Below are 19,817 nucleotides of genomic sequence, written 5' to 3'. Positions count from 1 at the left end.
TCAATCCGGACGGCAACACCGCGCTGCCGTCCGCCGACCCGTCCAGGTTCTCGTCGTGATCCTGGCCATGCTGGCCAGCACGCTGCAATGGACGGGCACCGCCCAGGCCCATGGCACGATCATCAACCCGGCCACCCGCGCCTACCAGTGCTGGAAGACCTGGGGCAGCCAGCACACGAATCCGGCCATGCAGCAGCAGGATCCGATGTGCTACCAGGCTTTCCAGGCCAACCCCGACACCATGTGGAACTGGATGAGCGCGCTGCGCGACGGGCTGGGCGCCCAGTTCCAGGCACGGACCCCGGACGGTCAGCTGTGCAGCAACGGGCTCGCCCGTAACAACAGCCTGAACCGCGCCGGAGCCTGGAAGACCACCAACATCACCCGCAACTTCACCGTGCAGCTGTACGACCAGGCGAGCCACGGCGCTGACTACTTCCGCGTCTACGTCAGCAAGCAGGGGTTCAACCCGGCCACCCAGACCCTCGGCTGGGGCAACCTCGACTTCATCACGCAGACCGGCCGGTACGCGCCGTCGCAGAACATCTCGTTCAACGTCTCGACCTCGGGTTACACCGGGCACCACATCCTCTTCATCATCTGGCAGGCCTCGCACCTCGACCAGGCCTACATGTGGTGCAGCGACGTGGTCTTCAGCTGACCGGCACGCCCGCCCGGGACGTCGTACGACGTCCCGGGCGGGAATGTGAGGGGTGATCATGAGAATCCTGACGAGTTCCCGGTACGTGTGGGCGGCCCTGGTCCTGCTGGTGACAGCGGCCGTCGCGATCGTGCTGGCCGACCCGATCGGCTCGACGGCCGACCCGGCGGACCTGCGGGCGCAGATCGAGAACCGGATGCGGACCACGCTCGAGCAGACGAGCCCTGAGCAGCACAACCACGGCGGGCATTCCATCCCGGTGGCGGGCACCACGGAACCGTCGGTGGTCTGCGGCGTCCGCGTCTACGGTTACGAACCGGCCGAGGTCACCGCCCTGACCGAGGTGCGTACGGTCTACGGCTTCCACCTGTGCGGTGTGGCCGAGCCGCAGCGTCCCTGGGACGTCGCGGTGAAGCTGGCCGGCCCGGTGATCGTGGACATGTCCAGCACCCCGCCGGGCATCCAGGTCGTCGAGGCGACCGCCGAGACGAAGTACGTCGACCGCCTGCGGGAGATGTTCCCGGCCGGGTACGCCGACCTGGCGATGAAGGAGGCGCTGGCCGACACGGAACTGTCCGACCTGCGCCGCCGCTACAACGACGCGGCCGGCCTCTGACCGTGACGCCCGGGCCGCCGGCCGTACCCACACCGGTGATCAGGCACGCAGAACCGGCCTCACGTACGGCCGGCGGGTCACAGCAGGCCGCGGCGGTGGGCGGCCGAGACGGCGGCGGCGCGGTCGGGGGCCCCCAGCTTGGCGTAGATGTGCAGCAGGTGCGTCTTGACGGTGGCCTCGGTGATGAACAGTGCCGCAGCGGTCTCCCGGTTGGTCCGGCCCTGCGCGATCAGGGCCAGCACCTCCCGCTCGCGGGCGCTCAGCGTCGCCGACGGTACGGGATGCCCCGGGCGTACCCGGGCGAGCAGCAGGGCGCCGACCGACGGGGACAGCACGGTCTCCCCGCGGGCGGCGGCCCGGACGGCGCGGAACAGTTCCTCGCGCGGGGCGTCCTTGAGCAGGTAGCCGATGGCGCCGGCCTCGATCGCGGGCAGCACGTCGGAGTCGGTGTCGTGCGTGGTCAGCACCAGGATGCGGGTCTGCGGCACACGTTCCAGCAGCAGGCGGATCAGGGTTCCGCCGCTCGGCTCGGGCATCCGCAGATCGGTCAGCACCACGTCGGGGCGGATCGCGCCGACGACGGTCAGGGCCTCGGCTCCCCCGGCGGCCTCACCCGCGACTTCCAGGTCCGGCTGGGTGCCGAGCATGCCGCGCAGCCCGTCGCGGACCACCGGATGGTCGTCCACGATCACCAGCCGCAGCGCGGTCACGAGCCGGCCCCGATCGTGGGGACGGTGACGCTGACGGCGGTTCCGGCGCCGGGCGACGATTCGACCGAAACGGAACCGCCGAGGGCGGACACGCGCTGACGCAGGGCGGTCAGGCCGAAACCGGTGGACGGCGGCGGCACCGGGAGCCCGCGGCCGTCGTCGTGGACGTCCAGCACGATCACATCCTCCATGTACGACAGGGTGACGTGGGCCCGGCCCGCGGAGGCGTGCCGGCGCACGTTGGACAGCGCCTCCTGTGCTGCCCGCAGCAGGGTGACCTCGACCTCGGAGTGGACCGGCACCGGGGTCCCGGTCATCGTGTAGTGCGCCGGTGTCCCGTACAGCCGGGTCCAGGTCGTGACGGTGTGCTCGATCGCCTCGCTGAGCCGGGCGCCCTGCAGGGGGCCCGGCCGTAACGCCTCGATGGACCGGCGCACCTCGTCGAGGCTGGTGCGGGCCAGCGCCCGTGCCGCGTCGAGCCGGGAGCGTGCCTCGGCGGGGATCCCGTCGACGGCTTCCAGCTGGGTGACGATGCCGGTGAGTCCCTGCGCGACGGTGTCGTGGATCTCCCGCGCCATCCGGGCCCGTTCCTCGGCGATGCCCGCCTGCCTGGCGAGCCGGGCGTTCTCGGCGGAGACGGCCAGGAGTTCGCGGTTGATCTCGCGGCGGCGGACGGCCTCGCGCTCCATGGTGCGGATCATCGCGCCGAACAGGGCGGCGGCCGGGGTGGCCACGCCCACGCTGATCAGGGCACTGTCGAGGTCGAAGCCGGAAGCGACCAGGCCCGGGAGGCCGGCCGCGACGACGCCGGCGTAGGCGAACCACCCGGGCAGGGAGACGAACGCGAGCACGTAGCAGGCGGGGACGAACAGCTGGAAGGCGTCGCTGCGCAGCATCAGGACGGTGGCCATGGCGAGCACGCCCGCGAAGTAGCCGGCGTTGATCCACGGCCGGTGTTCCGGCCATTGCGGATGTGCCAGCACGAACCACCAGTGCCAGGCGCCGAGCCCGGCGGCGACGGTCACGGTGACCAGGCGATGCACCGGCGCGGCGTCGCTGAGCAGGCAGACGGCGGCGGCGACGGCGAGCAGCGGGTAGGGCGACAGCGCCCACGCCCGGTTCCAGCGTCTCAGCTGTTCATCCACCACCGTCACCGGCCCATCATCGCCGACCGGTAGGTGAGGCGGCGCAGCAGAACCTCGGCGGGTCCCCGGACGCCGCGGCGGCGCATCGCGTCGGCGATCAGCACCGAGATCAGCCAGGTGGTCACCGCGAGTGCGGCGGTGGCGGCGGTGCCGAGGGTCGCGCCGAGACCGAGGGCGTACGGCAGAGGCGTCAGCAGGAACACGAAGACGACCGACTGGAACAGGTAGAAGGTGAGCGACCGCTCCCCCGTCGCGGCCAGCGCCCGCGCCACCGGTCCGGGCCGGTCGCCGATGCGCAGGGCGGCCAGCGCGATCAGCGCCGCGTAACCGAGGCCGCCGGCGATTCCGGTGACCGCGTGCAGTGCCGAGACGCCCCAGAGGGCGGACAGTCCGTCCGGTTCCCAGAAGTGGCCGACGGCCAGCCCGGCCGGCAGCCCACCGGCGACGGCCAGGGGCAGCCCGAGGATCGCGGTACGCGTCAGCAGCGGCCGGTGCGCGGCCGGGTCGGTGAGGACGCCGCGGCGGGCCGCCCAGGTGCCGGCCAGCACGGCGGTGCCGACGCCCGCGAGCCCGGCCGGGGTCATCAGCCACTCGACGGGGCGCAGGGACAGCGCGGTCAGCGGGTCGGCGGCCTCGAACGACCAGAAGAACGAGCGGCCGCCGTCGGACGGCATCGTGTAGGCGGCGCCCTGCACGAGCGCGACCACGATCAGCCACAGTCCGGCGGCGACGAGCAGGGTGCGGTCGCGGACCCGGGTCAGGGCGATCAGCAGGAAGCCGGTAGCACCGTAGAGGGCGAGGATGTCACCGGGGAACAGCAGCAGCGCGTGTGCGCCGCCGAACGCGATCAGCCATCCGCTGCGGCGCCGCAGCAGGCTCCGCACCCGTGGTTCGGCAAGGCCGGCGGCGCGCTGGCGCTGGAAGATCTGCACGACGCCGTAGGCGAACAGGGCGGCGAACATCGGGTACGCGCGGGCGTCGACCAGGGTCACGGTGACGACGCTGACGAGCCGGTCCGGCAGGCCGGTCTCGACGATGTGCTGGCGTACGCCGTACGGGCGGCCGTAGAGGTAGACGACCGAGTTGGCCAGGGCGATGAGGGCCAGCATCAGGCCCCGCGCCAGGTCGGGGCCCAGTGCCCGGTCACGGGTGCCGACCGGGCCGGCGGAGATGTCTCGTGCGGTCATGCCTCCAGCGTGTGACCGCGGGGCGGCCGGGGAATCGACCGATCCATCGGCCCCGGGCGTCCATCGCCGCGGGGCGCGGGTCCACCGATCAGTGGATGCGCGGCGCGTACATGATCACGGCGACTCCGGCCAGGCAGAGGGCGGCGCCGATCAGGTCCCAGCGGTCCGGCCGGAATCCGTCGACCAGCACACCCCACAGCAGTGATCCGGCGACGAAGACCCCGCCGTAGGCGGCAAGGATCCGGCCGAAATGGGGGTCGGGCTGAAAGGTGGCGACGAAGCCGTACGCCCCGAGCGCGATCACTCCGGCGGCGATCCACCACAGGCCACGGTTCTCCCGCCAGCCCTGCCAGATGAGCCAGGCACCGCCGATCTCGGCGAGTGCGGCCAGGGCGAACAGCAGCAGGGAACGCGCGGTGATCACGTCGGCAGGTTAGCCGGGGACTCCGGTGACGGCTGCGGTGGCCGCGGCGCGGGCGTGTGCGACCAGCGTGGCGAGTGGCTGCGGGAGGCGGCGGCGGAACTGGTCGGACAGCCGGGCCCGGTCGCGGGGGTTGCAGGTGTCCAGGACGAACGCGTCCAGCCCGGTGGCGATGACAAGGCCGGCGAGCATCAGGTCCGCGATGTCGAGTTCCTCGTTGTACGACAGGCGGGTGCGGATCCGGGCGGCCGGTTCCCCGGCGCTCCTGGGGTCGGCGAGGACGAGCGAGGTGGTGGAGCTGAGCAGGCGGCGTTTCGTCTCCCGCCGCATCCGGCCCGCGGTGACGAGCCGCTGCTCGACCAGTTCGGCGGCGGAGCCGGTGGCCAGATGGACGATCCACCGGCCCGGGTCGTGCGGGCCGGGTGTGGCCGCCATCCGCCGCAACAGGATGCCGGTGGCCGGATCGCCGGTGGACTGCGTGTCGACGACGTGCAGGTCGTCTCCGGTCAGGTCCAGGCGGCGCCAGAACATCAGTTCGCCGATCAGGGCGGCGCCGAGGCCGATACCGAGCGTGCGGTCGGACAGCAGTGTCCTTCCGCCGATGCCGTCGTGCGCGGCCAGGTAGAACTCGTCGGCGGGCGGCGAGGTCATGCGGCTCACCCCCAGGGATCGACGTCCGTATCTCCGGCCGCGACCTTAGCGGGCGATGGTTGCGACAAGGTTGCGGGGCGTTGAGAGGGGGGTGAGCGTCGGCGCGGAAATCGCGTCGTAGGGTGACAACGGCTCTCACGTGCGGCACGGACGTGTCGATACGGCAAGAGGATCACGTGGTCGCATCGGAGCGGAGGTCGGATGGACGAGTACGGAACGGATTCCGATGGGGTCGGAGCGGCTCCGTCGGTGGCCCGCCTGCTGCTGGAACTGCGCAGCCGGGTGGACATCGACATGCGGACCGTGGGACGGGCGTTGCAGGTGCGCCCGAAGGGTGTCAACGCGATCGCTGTGAAGATCCACCCCGGTGGTGTGGACGTGGCGGTGGCACCCGAGCAGGCCAACGATGTGGCGCTCGGGATGTCCGGCGCGTACGTGATGGATCCGGACGACCCGGACTGTTTCGTGTCCCTGCCGGCCGACTACATCGACGAGAACTACGACGCGCTGCTGGTGGCGGCGGCCGACGCGGTGCAGCTGCGCTCGGCCGGTAAGCCGGCGGCGCCGAAGCGGGCCCGGGCGGCCGCCGCGCCGCGCGCCTCGGCGGCGGGCGGCACGCGGACGGCGACCGCCGCGAAAGCGGCGAAGGCGGCCAAGCCCGCGCCCCGGCCCGACCCGCCGCGGTGTTCGAAGTGCCGGCAGTACGAGCTGCTGGCCAGCGGGGAGTGCCCGTCCGGCTACTGCTGAGGCGGTGGCGGCGGTGGCGGGAAGGTGACGACCATCGCCACGCCGGGATCGCGCGCCTCGGCGGCCGCCTGGCCGCCGTGAGCGGCGGCCAGCTGCCGGACGATCCACAGACCCAGCCCGACGCCCTGCTCCCCGCCGACGGCGAACTGGCCGAAAAGGCGCGGACGCAGGTCGTCGGGGATGCCCGGCCCGTGGTCGCGCACCTCGAGGCGGTCTCCGGTGACGTCACGGACGAAGGTGACGATCACCGGCGGTTTGCCGTAGCGCAGCGCGTTGGAGACCAGGTTCAGCAGGATCTGCTCGAACCGCTGCTTGTCGACGTGCACGGTCAGGTTCTCGTCGACCTCGGCGCGCACGTCGGCGTCCTCCCGCACGTACGACAGGGCGTCCTTGACCAGCGCGTGCGCCGGATGGTCGGCCCGGTCCAGCTTGAGATGCCCGGCGCTGTCGATGCGGGAGAGGTCCAGCAGGCCGTCGGCCAGACGCGCGATCCGCGCGGCCTGCCGCATCCCGGCACCGATCATCCGGGCCTGCGGTCCGGTCGCGGTCTCCTGCAGTTCCTCGAACACCAGCCGTACGGTGGCCAGTGGCGCCCGGACGTCGTGGGCCAGCGTGTTGATCATCGCGGCGCGCCACTGCTCGATCCGGGACAGCCGTTCCCGGTCGTCGCGCAGATGGCGGGCGTGGGCCTCGATCAGGAACGCGACGGCGAGCGCGATCGGCATCAGCACGAAGGCACTGCCGAGCACGAGCGGCGGCTGGCCGGTGAGGATCAGCGGAACCTGGTAGGCGAGGGTGGCCGGGATCGCGTAGCCGGCCAGGATCCAGCGCGGGAAGTGCAGTGCCGCCCAGGCGTAGATGAGTACGAGGAACGGCCCGGTGCCGGCCGCCACTCCCCCGAACGACCAGGTGGACATGCCGAGCACGGCGAACCCGGCCAGGCCGAGCGCGGCCGGGGCGTGCCGGCTGAACCGCCGCCACGGCAGCAGCAGGGCGAGGAGGCTCAGACCGAAGTCGCAGGCGGCGACGAGCAACAGCCGGTTCGTGTGGACCGGATCGTTGAGGATGCCGATCAGGGCGAGCAGGCCGGCGACCGCGACGAGTACCGCGAACTGCCGGGCCGCGGCCCGCGGCCCGGTTCCCAGCATGCGGAAGGGGCCGGTTTGCACAACTCTGTCAGCATATAGCGGCGCCCGGCAGTGATCGGGCGACTCCGGTGACCCGGCCGGGCCAGTCAGGGTCCTATCCTTGCGGTCTTCCCCCCACGGCACCCAACGGAGTTCGACGATGAGCCCCCGAGCAGAAGCCGCCGCCGGCGCGGGCGGCCGGCGGCAGCGGACCGAGCAGTCGGAGCAGACGCGGATGCTGATGCTCGCGGCCGCCGAGCGGCTGTTCGCCGAGCACGGCGTGCAGGCGGTCTCCAACCGGCAGATCGGCGAGGCGGCCGGGCAGGGCAACAACGCGGCCGTCGCCTACCACTTCGGCACCAAGACCGATCTGGTCCGGGCAATCATCCGGCGGCATTCGGTACGGACCGAGCGGATCCGGCGGCGGCTTCTCGTCGCGCACAGCGGCAGCCGGGAGCTGCGTGACTGGGTGGCCTGCGTGGTGCTGCCGATCACCGAGCATCTGACGGCGCTGGGGCATCCGAGCTGGTACGCGCGGTTCTCCGCACAGCTGATCACCGAGCCGGGGCTGCTGGAGGTGGCGGCCGAGGAGTTCCAGGACGCGACCGGACTGCTCACCGTCATGGACGGGTTGCAGCGGTGCCTGCCCGAGCTCCCCGAGGACGTCCGGCACGAGCGCATCCACATGGCGCACACGCTGCTCGTGCACTTCTGCGCCCAGCGGGAACGCGATCCCGCGCCGGCGTGGGACGCGGTCGCGGCGGGACTGATCGACGCGATCGTCGGCCTGTTCATGGCACCGGTGACGTGACGATCGCTCGGCGTGAGGCGGCGCGCGTGGATCGTACGAAATGGGGGTTTTGAGAAGCGGCGCTGGACCGCATCGCCGGACCACCGCATGAATTTTTCGGACAACGGGGCTGTCGGATGCCCATTCGGTAAGACAAGTGCTTTAAATTGTGCCCTCGGATCACACGATCGGATGAACCCCCGCGAAAGGGCCCGCATGTCCCCCACATCCCCTGTCCCGTTCCCGCACCGCATCAAGCCCGCGGATCTCGACGCGTTGCGCGAGCGTTACCGGGTGGAACGGGACCGGCGCATCCGGCCGGACGGCGCGACCCAGTACCGGCGGGCGGCCGGCGAGTTCGGGTATTACGCCAAGGATCCCTACACCCCCTTCCAGGAGCGTGCGCCCAAGACCGACCGGGTCGAGGCCACCGTCATCGGCGGCGGTTTCGGCGGGCTGCTCAGCGGCGCGAAGCTGCGGCAGGCCGGCGTCCAGCAGATCCGGATGGTCGACGAGGGCGGCGACTTCGGCGGCACCTGGTACTGGAACCGGTACCCGGGCATCCACTGCGACATCGAGGCGACCGTCTACATGCCGCTGCTGGAGGAGGTCGGGTACGTCCCGAAGTGGCGTTACGCCCCCGGCGAGGAGATCCGGCAGCACTGCGTCGCCATCGCGAAACGCTTCGACCTGTACGCCGACACCCTGTTCCACACCCGGATCACCGGCCTGACCTGGGACGAGGAGAACGCCGAGTGGGAGGTCACCACCGACCGCGGCGACTCCTACCGGTCCCGGTACGTGGTGATCTCCTCGGGCACGCTGACCCAGCCGAAGCTCCCCGGCATCCCCGGCATCGAGGACTACCGGGGGCACACGTTCCACACCAGCCGGTGGGACTACGAGTACACCGGCGGTGACCAGTCCGGTGGCCTGACCGGACTGGCCGGCAAAAAGGTGGCCGTGGTCGGCACCGGCGCCACCGGCATCCAGGTAATCCCGCACCTGGCCGAGTCCGCCGAGAAGCTGTACGTCTTCCAGCGCACCCCGTCGTCGGTCGACGTCCGCGACAACCGGCCCACCGATCCGGCCTGGGCCGCCTCGCTCCAGCCCGGCTGGCAGCGGGAACGGATGGAGAACTTCCTCACGATCGTCACCGGCGGGTACGCCGACGAGGATCTGATCGACGACCGGTGGACGTCGACCGCGAAACTGCAGCGCCAGATGCTCACCGGCAGCGTCGACACCAACATCTCCGACGAGGAACGCGAGTACCTCGACGAGATGGCCGACTTCCGCAAGATGGACGGGATCCGGGAACGCATCGACCTGATCGTGGAGGACCCGGCCGTCGCCGAGGTCCTCAAGCCCTGGTACCGGTACATGTGCAAGCGGCCCACGTTCAGCGACTTCTACCTGCAGACGTTCAACCGTCCCAACGTGACGCTTGTCGACACCGCCGACCACGGCGGCATCACCCGGATGACACCGACCGGTGTGGTCGTCGGCGACACCGAGTACGAGGTGGACGTCGTCATCTTCGCCACCGGGTTCGAGGTCGGCATCTCCGGCGTGCTGTCCGGCACCCTGCCCGTCACTGGCCGCGACGGGAAGCCGCTGCTCGGGCACTGGGCGCGCGGGCCGCGTACCCTGCACGGCTTCTACAGCCACGGCTTCCCGAACCTGTTCCATCTCGGATCGCTGCAGAACGCGGCGGCCGTCAACTTCGTGCACGTGCTGCAGGAGCAGGCCATCCACATCGGCGCGGTCGTCGCCGAGGCGAACAAGCGCGGCGCCCGCTACATCGAGCCGACCGCCGAGGCCGAGGACGCCTGGGCGGCGACGATCTTCCAGACCGCGCCGAACAACTTCAACTTCCAGTCCGAGTGCACGCCCGGCTACTACAACGGCGAGGGCAACCCCCGCCCCGTGAACTTCATGTACGGACCGGGGCCGGTCGCCTTCCACGAGCTGCTGCGCACATGGCGGGCCGAGAGCATCGACACGGTACTGCGGTAGTGCGGTGAGGGGCGGCGCGGGCCGCCCCTTCGTTCAGGCCGCTTTGACGGTCTGCTTGGCCAACTCGTACGCCGGAAGCATGCCCGCGTGCTCGCCCTCGTCGAACGGGGCGAGCCGCACCACCACAGCGCCGTCCCCGGTGTTCAGGGCGAACGCGGTGTACCTGGTGCGCTGCTCGGCGACAGCGCTGTAGACCTCCCAGGTCACCTCGGCGGCCTGTCCTCCGCCGATCTGCACGTCCGAGTAGACCGCACCGGAGACCTCCTTGCCCTTGCCGTCCGCCTTGACGAACGACGCCAGATGCTCGCGCGGCAGCCCGCTCAGCCCTTTCGCCACGTGCACCCGGATGAAGCCGATGCTGCCGGCCGGCTTGGCGTCGATCTCGCACACCACCGTGAAGTCACCGATCTTCGCCAGGGCGGCGAGTTCACCGAGCGACTTGACGTCGACGGCGCTGGGCTTCCAGCCGGCCGCCGCCCGGAAGGACAGCGGCATCGGGCAGGCGCTGCCCTTGGCGCCGATCAGCTCGCCCTCCGCCGCCGCGGGAGCGGCCCCGGGTGCGCTGCTCGCGGGCGCCGCACTTGCCGGCGGCTGCTGCGCCACCGGGGCCTTGTCCGACCCGCAGCCGGTGAGGGTAAGAATGACAGCGAGCCCGACGGCCGCCGGGATGTTCATGATCTTCACAGGGCGGGGAGCTTACACGCGCACCGGTCGTACCACCCTTGAGAACGGGTGAGCTCATTGCGGCTCGCGGAACGGTGCGGCCCAGGGGTCGATGAACCAGCGTCCGTCGTGGGCGGCGATGGCCATCTGGGCGCACGACCGGCCGCTCCGGTCGTACAGCAGCAGGGTCGCGGTGTCCACGGTGGCATTCACTGCCCGGACCTGGCCGACCTGGCCGCCACATGGGGTCGGCGACAGCAGGACCGCGATGGCGGCGGCGTCGTCCGGCAGTCCGTGCGTCAATCGGTTGATCGCGTCGGTGTCCTGATCGGCGAGGGCCTGCTGATAGGCCGCCGCCAGCCCGGCGGCCGTGGCTTCCCCAGGCAGGGGTGTCCGGGCGATCAACACGACGACCGTCGCGATGAAACCGATCGCGGCGAGCATCACCAGCACCGGTGCCGTCCGGCCGGCGGTCGCTGTTGTCACAGCCAGCCCGCCCGGCGCAGGGTGCGGTACAGGAGCACGGAGCTGACCAGCATGAGGGTCAGCACGCCGGGGTAGCCGTAGCGCCACTGGAGTTCCGGCATGAAGGCGAAGTTCATGCCGTAGATGCCGGCGATGGCGGTCTGCATCGCGGCGATGGCCGCCCAGGAAGCGATCTTGCGCATGTCGTTGTTCTGGTCGATGGTGACCTGTCCGAGCCGGGCTTGCAGGATGGTGTTGAGCAGGTCGTCGTAGTTGGTGACCTGGTCGACGACGCGGGCGTGGTGGTCGGCGACGTCACGGAAGTAGCGGCGGATCTCCTTCGGCACGCCGAGCGGCTGACCGTTGACGATGACTGCCAGGGGCCGCTGCAACGGCAGGACGGCGGTCTTGAACTCGAGCAGTTCTCGTTTCAGCTGGTAGATGTGGTTGATGCCGATGGTGGGACCGGGGGAGAACACCGATGCCTCGACCGCGTCCAGGTCGGCCTGCATGGCGGCGGCGATGTCGACATAGGCGTCGACGACCCGGTCGCAGAGGGCGTGCACGACCGCCCACGGGCCCTGAGCGAGCAGTTGCGGCGCGGCTTCCAGATCGGCGCGCACCGACCGGAGTTCACCGATCGCGCCGTGGCGGACCGTCACGACGAAGTCTGCACCCACGAAGATCCGCACGGAACCGGTGTGGACGACCTCGCTGGTCTCGGTCAGCTGTGCGTGCTCCACATACTGCGCTGCCCGCACCACCAGGAACGTGACGTCCTCGTAGCGTTCCAGCTTGGGCCGCTGCTCCTGATGCAGGACGTCCTCCACCGCGAGAGGATGCAACCCGAACGTGTCCGCGACGGTCGCGAACGTCGCCTCGTCCGGCTCGTGCAGGCCGATCCACACGAAAGCGCCCGCAGTGGCGCGGGCCGCGTCGTACAGGGCCGGCAGGTCGTCGGTCGGCCCCGGCGCGCGGACGCCTTCGCGGTACAGCGCACAGTCGACCACCGCGTGCCGCGCCCCGGCAGGAGGGCCCGGTAACTCCGCTGCTGCCGGGGCAGGGTGCTGACGACCCGGCCCGGGTAGATGCCTGACCATGCGGTCCTCTCTCCATGCGTACGAACAGGTCCTCGGCGACCGGTACCCATGATGGTCGAAGACGATTCAGCGGCGGGGCAGCACGCCCAGCAGGGTGGCCGTCAGAGCCAGATTCAGGCTGTCCCCCAGGTTCAGGTGGAGCCGGGCCAGATCGGGCTCGGCCTGGTAGGCCGCCTGCAGGCTGGGCGGGGGCGTGCTGTACACCGACAGGGCACCGGCCAGGACCATGGTCTGCAGGCTGAACAGTGTCGCGTTCTCGCCCAGTTCCGGCAGGCACTCGCGGAGCAGTCCGGTCATGGTGGCCAGACGGTCCAGGGAGGCGCGCTTGTAGCGCGTCACGACCTCGACGGAGACGTTGTGCTCGAGGACGCCGCCTTGCGCGCCGAAGAGTTCGCACAGCACCGCCCGGCCGGCGAGTGAGCGGCTGAGGATCTCGGCCACGGCTGTCGCCCGCTCGGCCATGGGCAGGTTCGCGTCGACGCCGGCGGCCAGCTCCCCGGCGAGTTCGGTGAGCCATTCCCGCAGGAAGTGGTCAAGCAGTTCGAGCAGTACCGCCTCGCGGGACTCGAAGTATCGCAGCACGTTCGGCTTCGCCAGGCCGACGCGGCGGCTGAGCTCGTTGAGGGTGACCGCGGCCACCGGCATCTCGTCGAGCATCGCCGATGCCACGTCGAGGATCGCCCGGCGGCGGATTTCCCGCTGCTCCTCGGTTCGCGCTCGCTGGAAGGTCACGATCAACAGCCTAACTTAAATACCGGTGGTACGTTGACAACGTACCGCTAGTACTTTAGCGTCGTCATCACAAGATACCTTCGGTACGTTAATGGGTGAGGGAGTCAGGCATGAGCGAGAAGTGGACGACGGCGAGCATTCCGGGGCAGCACGGGCGGGTGGCCGTCGTGACCGGGGCCAACACCGGACTGGGGTACGAGACCGCCAAGGCACTCGCCGAACGCGGCGCGTCCGTGGTGCTCGCCGTGCGCGACGTCGACAAGGGGACGCAGGCCGCGGCCCGCATGACCGGCGACGTGACCGTGCAGGCACTGGATCTGACATCGCTCGGCTCCGTCCGGGCCGCGGCGGCGCAGCTGAGGTCGCGGTTCGACCGGATCGACCTGCTGATCAACAACGCGGGCGTGATGTACACCCCGAAGCAGACCACCCGGGACGGCTTCGAGATGCAGTTCGGCACCAACCATCTGGGCCACTTCGCGTTGACCGGGCTGCTGCTGGACCTGATGCTGCCGGTGCCCGGCTCACGGGTGGTGACGGTCAGCAGCACCGGCCACCGCATCCGCGCCGGGATCCACTTCGACGACCTGCAGTGGGAGCGGTCGTACAGCCGGGCCGGCGCCTACGGTCAGTCCAAACTGGCCAACCTGATGTTCACGTACGAGCTGCAGCGCCGGCTCGCCGCCCACGGCACCACCGTCGCGGTGGCCGCGCACCCCGGGATGTCGAGCACCGAACTCACCCGCAACACCCCCGCGGCCGTCCGGGTGCCGCTCACCTGGATCACGCCGCTGATCACCCAGACGCCGGCGATGGGCGCACTGCCGACCCTGCGCGCCGCCACCGACCCCGCCGTTCTTGGCGGCCAGTACTACGGTCCCGGCGGACGCTACGAGGTCAAGGGCCACCCCCGGCTGGTCACCTCCAGCCCGCAGTCGTACGAGGCGACCGTCCAGCAGCGACTGTGGGCCGTCTCCGAAGACCTCACCGGGGTGCGGTTCCCCGTCCTGGCTCCCCGGCACGCCGGCGCCTGACCGCGGTCACCGGTATGGTTCTTCGCGTGCCGGAATCGGTGTCGCCTCGTCTCCTCGCCGTCGTGGACGCGCTCCCCCTCCGGCCGGACTCCCGGGTTCTGGAGATCGGCTGCGGGCCGGGGGCAGCCGCCCGGACGGTCGCGGCCCGTCTCACCACCGGTCACATCCTGGCCATCGACCGATCCGCCGCCGCTGTGGCGCAGGCCCTGGCCGGTGCGGCCGGCGCCATCGCGGCCGGGCGCATGAGTGTCCGGCAGGTGGCCGCGGAGGACTTCGAGCTGGGCGCGGGCGAGCAGCCGTACGACCTCGTCTTCGCCGTGCGCGTCGGGGGCCTCGACGGACGGCATCCCGCGCTCGGCCGGCGGATACTCCAGCGTCTCGCCGCGGCCACCACGCCCGGCGCCCGGCTCTTCATCGACGGCGGGAACCCGCTGCGGGAAGTACCCATCCCGCGGGTTTGACCTCAGCGCCGGCCACCGGGCGCTTGACCTTCCAGTGGCTGGAACGTCCAGGATTGCCGCGTGGACGAAAACCTGCTCACCATCGGCGGGCTCGCGCGCCGTACCGGCATCGACGCGCGGACCCTGCGTTTCTGGTCCGACGAGGGGGCGATTGCGCCGGCCGGGCGTTCGGCGAGCGGCTACCGGCTCTACGACGCCGCGTCGGTGGCCCGGGTCGAGCTCGTGCGCACGTTGCGCGAGCTGGGTCTCGGGCTCGACGACGTACGCCGGGTGCTCGACGGCCGGACGACGGTCGCCGAGGTCGCCGAGGCGCATGTGGTGGCGCTCGATGCGCGGATCCGTGCCCTGAAGGTCAGCCGGGCCGTGCTGTCCACCGTGTCGAAACGTGGTTCCACCGCTGAGGAGACAGCCCTGATGAACCGGTTGGCGCGGCTTTCCGCCGCTGAACGCACACAGATCATCGACGACTTCAAGGCCGACGTGTTCGACGGCCTGGACATCGGCCCGGAGCGACGGGACAAGGTGCGCGAGTTGCGCATCGATCTGCCCGACGACCCGGCACCCGACCAGGTCGACGCCTGGATCGAACTGGCGGAACTGCTGCAGGATCCGGACTTCCGCGCCCGGATGCGAACGTTCCTGGAACTGAACACCCCCGTCCCGGGACGCACCGAAGCGCCGGCGGCGCGGATCTGGTGGGCCCGGCAGGTCGTGACCACCGTCGCGGAAGCCAGAGGCCGCGGAGTCACGCCTGACGGATCCGCCGCGGCCGGGCTCATAGATGACATGTTCGGGACCGCCGACCCGGCCGACGTGCTGGCGGGCCTGCGGGCCGGGATCGAGGCGGGCGCCGAACGCTACCGCCTGCTGGTCGCCCGGGTGCGCGGCCAGAACAGCTCGCCGGACTCCACCGAGGAACTGCGATGGCTGGCGGCCGCGCTGAGCGCACAGGCGGACCGCCGGCGCTGACCGGCCGTACGGCATCTCACCGCGCGGCTGGCTGCTCGGGGCCTCGATCACCGTCCGGTCCGGCATGGACGACGCCGGACCGGGGCAGCGCACCGAGACCCATAAGATCGATGGTGGCCGGTACGGACGAGGAACGGCGGTGCGCCGAGATGCGGATCATGAGCGTCAACGCCTGGGGTGGCACACTCTCCGACGAGCTGCTGACCTGGCTGCCCCGCAGCGGCGCCGACGTCGTGTGCCTGCAGGAGGTGACGCGGACACCGGGCCTGACCGGCTGGACCCGTTTCGACGACGGCGAGCGGACCCTGCCGCAACGCGCCGACCTGCTCGCCGACGTCCGCGGCGCACTCCCCGACCACCAGGCGATCTTCGTCGCCGGCGACTCCGGACCGGTCCACGACCCGGCGGGCACCCGCCACCGGCAGGATTTCGGCCTGGCGACCCTGGTGGCCGAGCCACTGCCGGTGTGCGGCGTCGAATCGGCCTTCGTGCACGGCGAATTCACCGACCACGACGAGTGGACGATCGCCGACCGGCCCCGCGTCGCTCTGGCCGTGCGCACCGTGGACCGTCCGTCCGGCCGCTCGGTGTGGGTGGTGCAGGTGCACGGGTTGCGCGATCCGGCCGGCAAGGGCGACACCCCGGCCCGGTGCCGGCAGGCCGAACGGCTCGCGGAGCTCGTACAGCGGATCCGTGGTCCTCATGATCTTGTGGTGCTCTGCGGCGACTTCAACCTGCTGCCGGACAGCGAGACGTTCGGTGTACTGGCCGGAATCGGTCTCACCGACCTCGTCGGTACAGCCGACACCCGCACGTCCCGCTACCTCAGGCCGGTACGCCACGCGAGCTACCTGCTGGTCTCCGACACGGCCGCGGTCAAGGCGTTCGAGATCCTGGCCCAGCCGGAGATATCCGACCACCGCGCCCTGATGCTGGAGATCTAGTCACCGTCCGGCGCCGTGGCCCGGATCGCCCTGAGCTGTTCGGTGCGTTTCTCGGCGCGGCGACGCGAGTGGATGCCGAGGGTGGATATCATGGCGGCCCGCGCACCGTCCGGGCCGATCAGAACCGGACCGCCCGCCAGGCGTCGGTGAGTGTCAGAGACGGGTGACCCACTCCAGAACGTTGTCGACGTCCGACCGGGTCCAGCCGACGGCCGGGTCGACGGAGACGAGCAGCGTCGGTGCGGGCCGGCCCGCCGCCCAGCGCAGACCCCGTGGCGTGTGGTTGTCGTCGATCCACGCGACCGGGCGGTCCCCGGCCACCTCGTCAACGGCCGGGACCTTGAGCTCCGGCTCGAACGGCGCCTCCGGGAACCGGACGACCGGCAGCGGGTCGACGCCGAGCAGCGGGACGAACAGTTGGTTCGCATACTCGCCCCAGCCCGTGGCCCACCACAGATCCCCGGCGGCCGCCAGCTCCCGGATCCAGCCGGCGTGCGCCGGGCAGTAGCGCTGCGGGTCCTCCCCCGCGATGCACACGTGCTCCAGAAAGCCGTCGGGACAGGCCGCGGCTGCGAACGGGTTCAGCACCCCGTCGAGATCGAGCAGCAGGATCGGCGCCTCGCTCATGTCCCCACCCTACGAACGACGGCCCGCACCGCGCTGCCCCGCCGCCCTCTTCAGCCGTGACCGCCGGCGGCGGCTCGGTGAAAGCGCAGATCGGAACGGGCTGCCGGATCGCCGGCGAGCAGCCGGTTCTCGGGACGACCGGGTCGATGGGCTGGGCGGGACCGTTCTCCGCCTCGAACCATTCGGCCAGATCGAACGTGCTGGCGCAGGCGCCGCATCCGACCCGGCCGAACGGATGGAGGATCCCACCGGCAAGGGTCGGGTCGCCGCCCGGTCGATCACCGCACCAGGTCGGTGGGCACCGGGAGATCCTCCGAGGCGTAGAGGGCGGCGAGCGCGGCCGGGTCGCCGGTGGCGCAGGTGGCGGCGATCGTGTCGATGAGCGCGTCGTAGTCGGGGCCGGTCTCGTACCGGTAGGAGGCGGCCATCCGGCCCCACTCGTCCCACGGCAGCATCTCGATCTTCTGCAGGGCGGCAAGGTCCCGGATGGCGTTGCCGCGGATCTCGGCCGATCCGAAGTTCTCGGTGCCGTGGACGCCGAACGTCGCCGCGTCGATGGTGCCGGCGCGGTGGGCGGTCCACGCCTCGCCGCCGGTGAGGAACTCGCCGACGGCCAGGTCCTCGGGCTGTTTCACCAGGTTGCTGCCGAGGATCTCGGTGTCGATGCGGACCCAGCGGCCGTCGTGCCGGTACTCGGTGATCCAGTGGTCGCGGCCCTGACCGGGCTGGAAGTAGGTGCCGAAGCCGCAGCGGGTGCGGGCCTCGATCCCGCGGTGACGCATCAGGGCGCAGCTGAGCAGCGCGAAGTGGCGGCAGGTGCCGACGACTCGCTGCTCGGGCTGGCGCGGGACGGTCAGCGGGGCCGGGTCGACGGCGAGCAGCGCGGTGATGATGTCGTCGGCGGGCCGCAGCTGGTTCGAGGCGAACCGGTGTTCGGGAAGTCCGAGCTTGGCGGCGTCGGCGGGCTGGATGACCAGGTCGTGGACGGCCCGGCAGATGCCGGCGGGATCGCCGGGCAGATCAGCCAGGGCCGGCTCAAGGTGCGAGCCGATGGTGGTCAGCGGACCCGGTGCGGCGTAGTCGATCGTCCCCGTCATGCCGGCAATCGTAGGGTTAGTTTCCGATGCGCGATGCCCCTGGAACTCACATGGCCTGTGTTCCCCAGGTGGAGGACCCCGAGCCGCGTACGGCGGGGCCCTCCGTCGGGAGAGTTACTGGGTGACCGGGATGTCGCCGTTCTGGCCCCACGTGCGGTAGATGGCGGTGCCATTACTGCCGTAATAGGTGACCTTCCACTCGCCGTTCGGGTTCCACACCGCACGGTCGAACTGACCGTCACCGTTGTAGTCACCCGGCACCGGTATGTCACCGGCAGCGGGATTGAGCTGTGGGTAAATGGCTACACCGTTGGTCCGGTAGTACTGGATGTACCACCTACCGTCGGACGGCCGGTACAGAGCACGGTCGTACTGGCCGTCGCCGTTGTAGTCGCCGGGGACCGGGATGTCGCCGGCCTGGCCCCAGCCGCGATGAATCGCAGTGCCATTGCTGCCGTAGTAGGTGACCTTCCACTCGCCGTTCGGGTTCCACACCGCACGGTCGAACTGACCGTCACCGTTGTAGTCACCCGGCACCGGGACGTCACCGGCAGCGGGACTGAGCTGCGGATGAATCGCTACACCGTTGGTCCGGTAGTACTGGATGTACCACCTACCGTCGGACGGCCGGTACAGAGCACGGTCGTACTGGCCGTCGCCGTTGTAGTCACCGGGGACCGGGATGTCGCCGGGCAGACCCCAGCCCCGGTAGATGGCGGTGCCGTTGCTGCCGTAGTAGGTGACCTTCCACTCGCCATTCGGGTTCCACACCGCACGATCGAACTGACCGTCACCGTTGTAGTCGCCAGGCACCGGTATGTCACCGGCAGCGGGACTGAGTTGCGGATGAATCGCCACCCCGTTGGTGCGGTAGTACTGGATGTACCACCTACCGTCGGACGGCCGGTAGAAGGCGCGATCGGTCTGCCCGTCGTTGTTGTAGTCACCGGTCGCGGCGGATCGCACGGTCTCGTCCGACCACAGCGCGTCGACGATGACCGTGGCGTTGTTCACCTCCGGACGGTAGGCGTCCGGATAAGCCGACACCTGCACCCGCTGGCAGATGGCGCCGATGTCACCGCTCGTCCACGCGTTGTTCGGGTACTTGTTGAGCATCGCGCCGAGGAACTTGCTCGTGGCGTACGCCGGCTTGACGAGGTCCTCCGGATCGCCCCAGCCCTGCGAGGGACGCTGCTGGAACAGGCCGACGCTGTCGTCGTCGCCACCGTCCCAGTTGTGCAGGGTGGTCTCGGCGATGGCAGTGGTCAGCGCGATCACGGCGGCACGCTCGCTGAGTTTGCGGGCGCGCACCGCCGCGACGACGGCCCGCGCACAGGACACCTGGTATGCGTCCACACTGTCGCCGAGGCGCGGCGAGTTGTTGAGCCTGGTGTTGAGGGTGGCGGCCAGCTGGCTGTCCTGCGTGGACGGCCCGCCGGGCTGACAGGCGACAGCGGTCAGCGCCAGCACGGCAGCCTGCTGCGTGGTGAGGGGCTCGTCGGGTTCGGCAGCCGAGGCGGCGCTCGGCGACAGCGCGGTCATGAGTCCCACGACGACCGCCGAGACGGTCGCGAGGCGCGCCGGGCGGCGCGGGTACCGGATCATGGCAGTGGTCCTCCTGCAGCACGAGGGGGAGGCCCCGGCCGGAGCG

Annotated in this window: 21 protein-coding genes and 1 pseudogene; 9 read left to right on the top strand and 13 right to left on the bottom strand. The window is 70.7% G+C overall.

What is annotated here, in order from left to right; all coding sequences use genetic code 11:
• The first annotated feature begins 55 nt into the window (after positions 1-55).
• On the top strand, positions 56-661 hold the full coding sequence (locus tag AB0G04_RS10395; protein ID WP_360979795.1) for a lytic polysaccharide monooxygenase: 606 nt from the start codon (positions 56-58) through the stop codon (positions 659-661).
• Between the two features lie 58 nt (positions 662-719).
• On the top strand, positions 720-1,277 hold the full coding sequence (locus tag AB0G04_RS10390) for a hypothetical protein (protein WP_360979792.1): 558 nt from the start codon (positions 720-722) through the stop codon (positions 1,275-1,277).
• Positions 1,278-1,354: 77 nt separating this feature from the next.
• Here AB0G04_RS10390 and AB0G04_RS10385 read toward each other — a convergent pair whose 3' ends face one another.
• The 5 genes from AB0G04_RS10385 to AB0G04_RS10365 form a co-directional block, all read right to left on the bottom strand.
• A complete protein-coding gene (locus AB0G04_RS10385; protein ID WP_360979789.1) occupies positions 1,355-1,987 on the bottom strand; it encodes a response regulator transcription factor in 633 nt (210 codons plus the stop codon).
• The gene (locus tag AB0G04_RS10380) at positions 1,984-3,141 is read right to left on the bottom strand and encodes a sensor histidine kinase (RefSeq protein ID WP_360979786.1); all 1,158 of its coding nucleotides are present in this window, start codon (positions 3,139-3,141) and stop codon (positions 1,984-1,986) included. The genes AB0G04_RS10385 and AB0G04_RS10380 overlap by 4 nt, the downstream gene beginning before the upstream one ends.
• Positions 3,138-4,319: a DUF418 domain-containing protein gene (locus AB0G04_RS10375; RefSeq protein ID WP_360979783.1), complete on the bottom strand. Its 1,182-nt coding sequence runs from the start codon at positions 4,317-4,319 to the stop codon at positions 3,138-3,140. The genes AB0G04_RS10380 and AB0G04_RS10375 overlap by 4 nt, the downstream gene beginning before the upstream one ends.
• Positions 4,320-4,407: 88 nt before the next feature.
• Entirely contained in the window at positions 4,408-4,743 is a 336-nt protein-coding gene (locus tag AB0G04_RS10370) for a YnfA family protein (protein WP_360979780.1), read from the bottom strand.
• Between the two features lie 9 nt (positions 4,744-4,752).
• Positions 4,753-5,391, bottom strand: coding sequence for a GPP34 family phosphoprotein (locus AB0G04_RS10365; protein ID WP_360979777.1), 639 nt, complete (start codon positions 5,389-5,391; stop codon positions 4,753-4,755).
• A 201-nt stretch (positions 5,392-5,592) separates the two neighbouring features.
• Here AB0G04_RS10365 and AB0G04_RS10360 point away from each other — a divergent pair, with 201 nt between their 5' ends.
• Entirely contained in the window at positions 5,593-6,138 is a 546-nt protein-coding gene (locus AB0G04_RS10360) for a hypothetical protein (RefSeq protein ID WP_360979774.1), read from the top strand.
• Here AB0G04_RS10360 and AB0G04_RS10355 read toward each other — a convergent pair.
• On the bottom strand, positions 6,129-7,307 hold the full coding sequence (locus AB0G04_RS10355; RefSeq protein ID WP_360979771.1) for a HAMP domain-containing sensor histidine kinase: 1,179 nt from the start codon (positions 7,305-7,307) through the stop codon (positions 6,129-6,131). The two genes, AB0G04_RS10360 and AB0G04_RS10355, sit on opposite strands and share 10 nt — an antisense overlap.
• 118 nt (positions 7,308-7,425) lie before the next feature.
• On the opposite strand from AB0G04_RS10355, the gene AB0G04_RS10350 reads away from it, so the two are divergent.
• Entirely contained in the window at positions 7,426-8,076 is a 651-nt protein-coding gene (locus AB0G04_RS10350) for a TetR family transcriptional regulator (RefSeq protein ID WP_360979768.1), read from the top strand.
• A gap of 195 nt (positions 8,077-8,271) precedes the next feature.
• Entirely contained in the window at positions 8,272-10,074 is a 1,803-nt protein-coding gene (locus AB0G04_RS10345) for an NAD(P)/FAD-dependent oxidoreductase (RefSeq protein ID WP_360979765.1), read from the top strand.
• A gap of 33 nt (positions 10,075-10,107) precedes the next feature.
• On the opposite strand, the gene AB0G04_RS10340 is transcribed toward AB0G04_RS10345, so the two are convergent.
• The 4 genes and pseudogenes from AB0G04_RS10340 to AB0G04_RS10325 all read right to left on the bottom strand — a co-directional run bounded on the left by AB0G04_RS10340 (position 10,108) and on the right by AB0G04_RS10325 (position 13,034).
• Positions 10,108-10,749: a lipoprotein gene (locus tag AB0G04_RS10340; protein WP_360980763.1), complete on the bottom strand. Its 642-nt coding sequence runs from the start codon at positions 10,747-10,749 to the stop codon at positions 10,108-10,110.
• A gap of 63 nt (positions 10,750-10,812) precedes the next feature.
• Positions 10,813-11,223 carry a hypothetical protein gene (locus AB0G04_RS10335; protein ID WP_360979762.1) on the bottom strand — a complete coding sequence of 137 codons (411 nt, stop codon included), beginning with the start codon at positions 11,221-11,223 and terminating at the stop codon, positions 10,813-10,815.
• Positions 11,220-12,224, bottom strand: a pseudogene (corA, locus tag AB0G04_RS10330) (magnesium/cobalt transporter CorA); the annotation flags it as partial. The gene AB0G04_RS10335 and the pseudogene corA, both read right to left, overlap by 4 nt.
• Positions 12,225-12,368: 144 nt before the next feature.
• On the bottom strand, positions 12,369-13,034 hold the full coding sequence (locus AB0G04_RS10325) for a TetR/AcrR family transcriptional regulator (protein ID WP_360979759.1): 666 nt from the start codon (positions 13,032-13,034) through the stop codon (positions 12,369-12,371).
• 110 nt (positions 13,035-13,144) lie between these two features.
• On the opposite strand from AB0G04_RS10325, the gene AB0G04_RS10320 reads away from it, so the two are divergent.
• From AB0G04_RS10320 to AB0G04_RS10305, 4 genes are all read left to right on the top strand, one after another.
• Positions 13,145-14,068 carry an SDR family NAD(P)-dependent oxidoreductase gene (locus AB0G04_RS10320; RefSeq protein ID WP_360979756.1) on the top strand — a complete coding sequence of 308 codons (924 nt, stop codon included), beginning with the start codon at positions 13,145-13,147 and terminating at the stop codon, positions 14,066-14,068.
• Positions 14,069-14,094: 26 nt separating this feature from the next.
• The gene (locus tag AB0G04_RS10315) at positions 14,095-14,529 is read left to right on the top strand and encodes a methyltransferase domain-containing protein (protein ID WP_360979753.1); all 435 of its coding nucleotides are present in this window, start codon (positions 14,095-14,097) and stop codon (positions 14,527-14,529) included.
• A gap of 60 nt (positions 14,530-14,589) precedes the next feature.
• Entirely contained in the window at positions 14,590-15,498 is a 909-nt protein-coding gene (locus tag AB0G04_RS10310) for a MerR family transcriptional regulator (RefSeq protein ID WP_360979750.1), read from the top strand.
• 158 nt (positions 15,499-15,656) lie between these two features.
• A complete protein-coding gene (locus AB0G04_RS10305) occupies positions 15,657-16,442 on the top strand; it encodes an endonuclease/exonuclease/phosphatase family protein (RefSeq protein ID WP_360979747.1) in 786 nt (261 codons plus the stop codon).
• Positions 16,443-16,595: 153 nt separating this feature from the next.
• On the opposite strand, the gene AB0G04_RS10300 is transcribed toward AB0G04_RS10305, so the two are convergent.
• The 3 genes from AB0G04_RS10300 to AB0G04_RS10290 all read right to left on the bottom strand — a co-directional run bounded on the left by AB0G04_RS10300 (position 16,596) and on the right by AB0G04_RS10290 (position 19,771).
• The gene (locus AB0G04_RS10300; RefSeq protein ID WP_360979744.1) at positions 16,596-17,069 is read right to left on the bottom strand and encodes a hypothetical protein; all 474 of its coding nucleotides are present in this window, start codon (positions 17,067-17,069) and stop codon (positions 16,596-16,598) included.
• Positions 17,070-17,347: 278 nt separating this feature from the next.
• Positions 17,348-18,166 carry a transglutaminase domain-containing protein gene (locus tag AB0G04_RS10295; protein WP_360979741.1) on the bottom strand — a complete coding sequence of 273 codons (819 nt, stop codon included), beginning with the start codon at positions 18,164-18,166 and terminating at the stop codon, positions 17,348-17,350.
• A 114-nt stretch (positions 18,167-18,280) separates the two neighbouring features.
• Positions 18,281-19,771 carry a VCBS repeat-containing protein gene (locus AB0G04_RS10290; RefSeq protein WP_360979738.1) on the bottom strand — a complete coding sequence of 497 codons (1,491 nt, stop codon included), beginning with the start codon at positions 19,769-19,771 and terminating at the stop codon, positions 18,281-18,283.
• Positions 19,772-19,817 lie beyond the last annotated feature (46 nt).

The organism is Actinoplanes sp. NPDC023801 (genome assembly GCF_040639655.1).
GTDB lineage: Bacteria > Actinomycetota > Actinomycetes > Mycobacteriales > Micromonosporaceae > Actinoplanes.
Note: the sequence above shows the minus strand (reverse complement) of the source record. Positions and strands in the feature narration are given on the sequence as shown.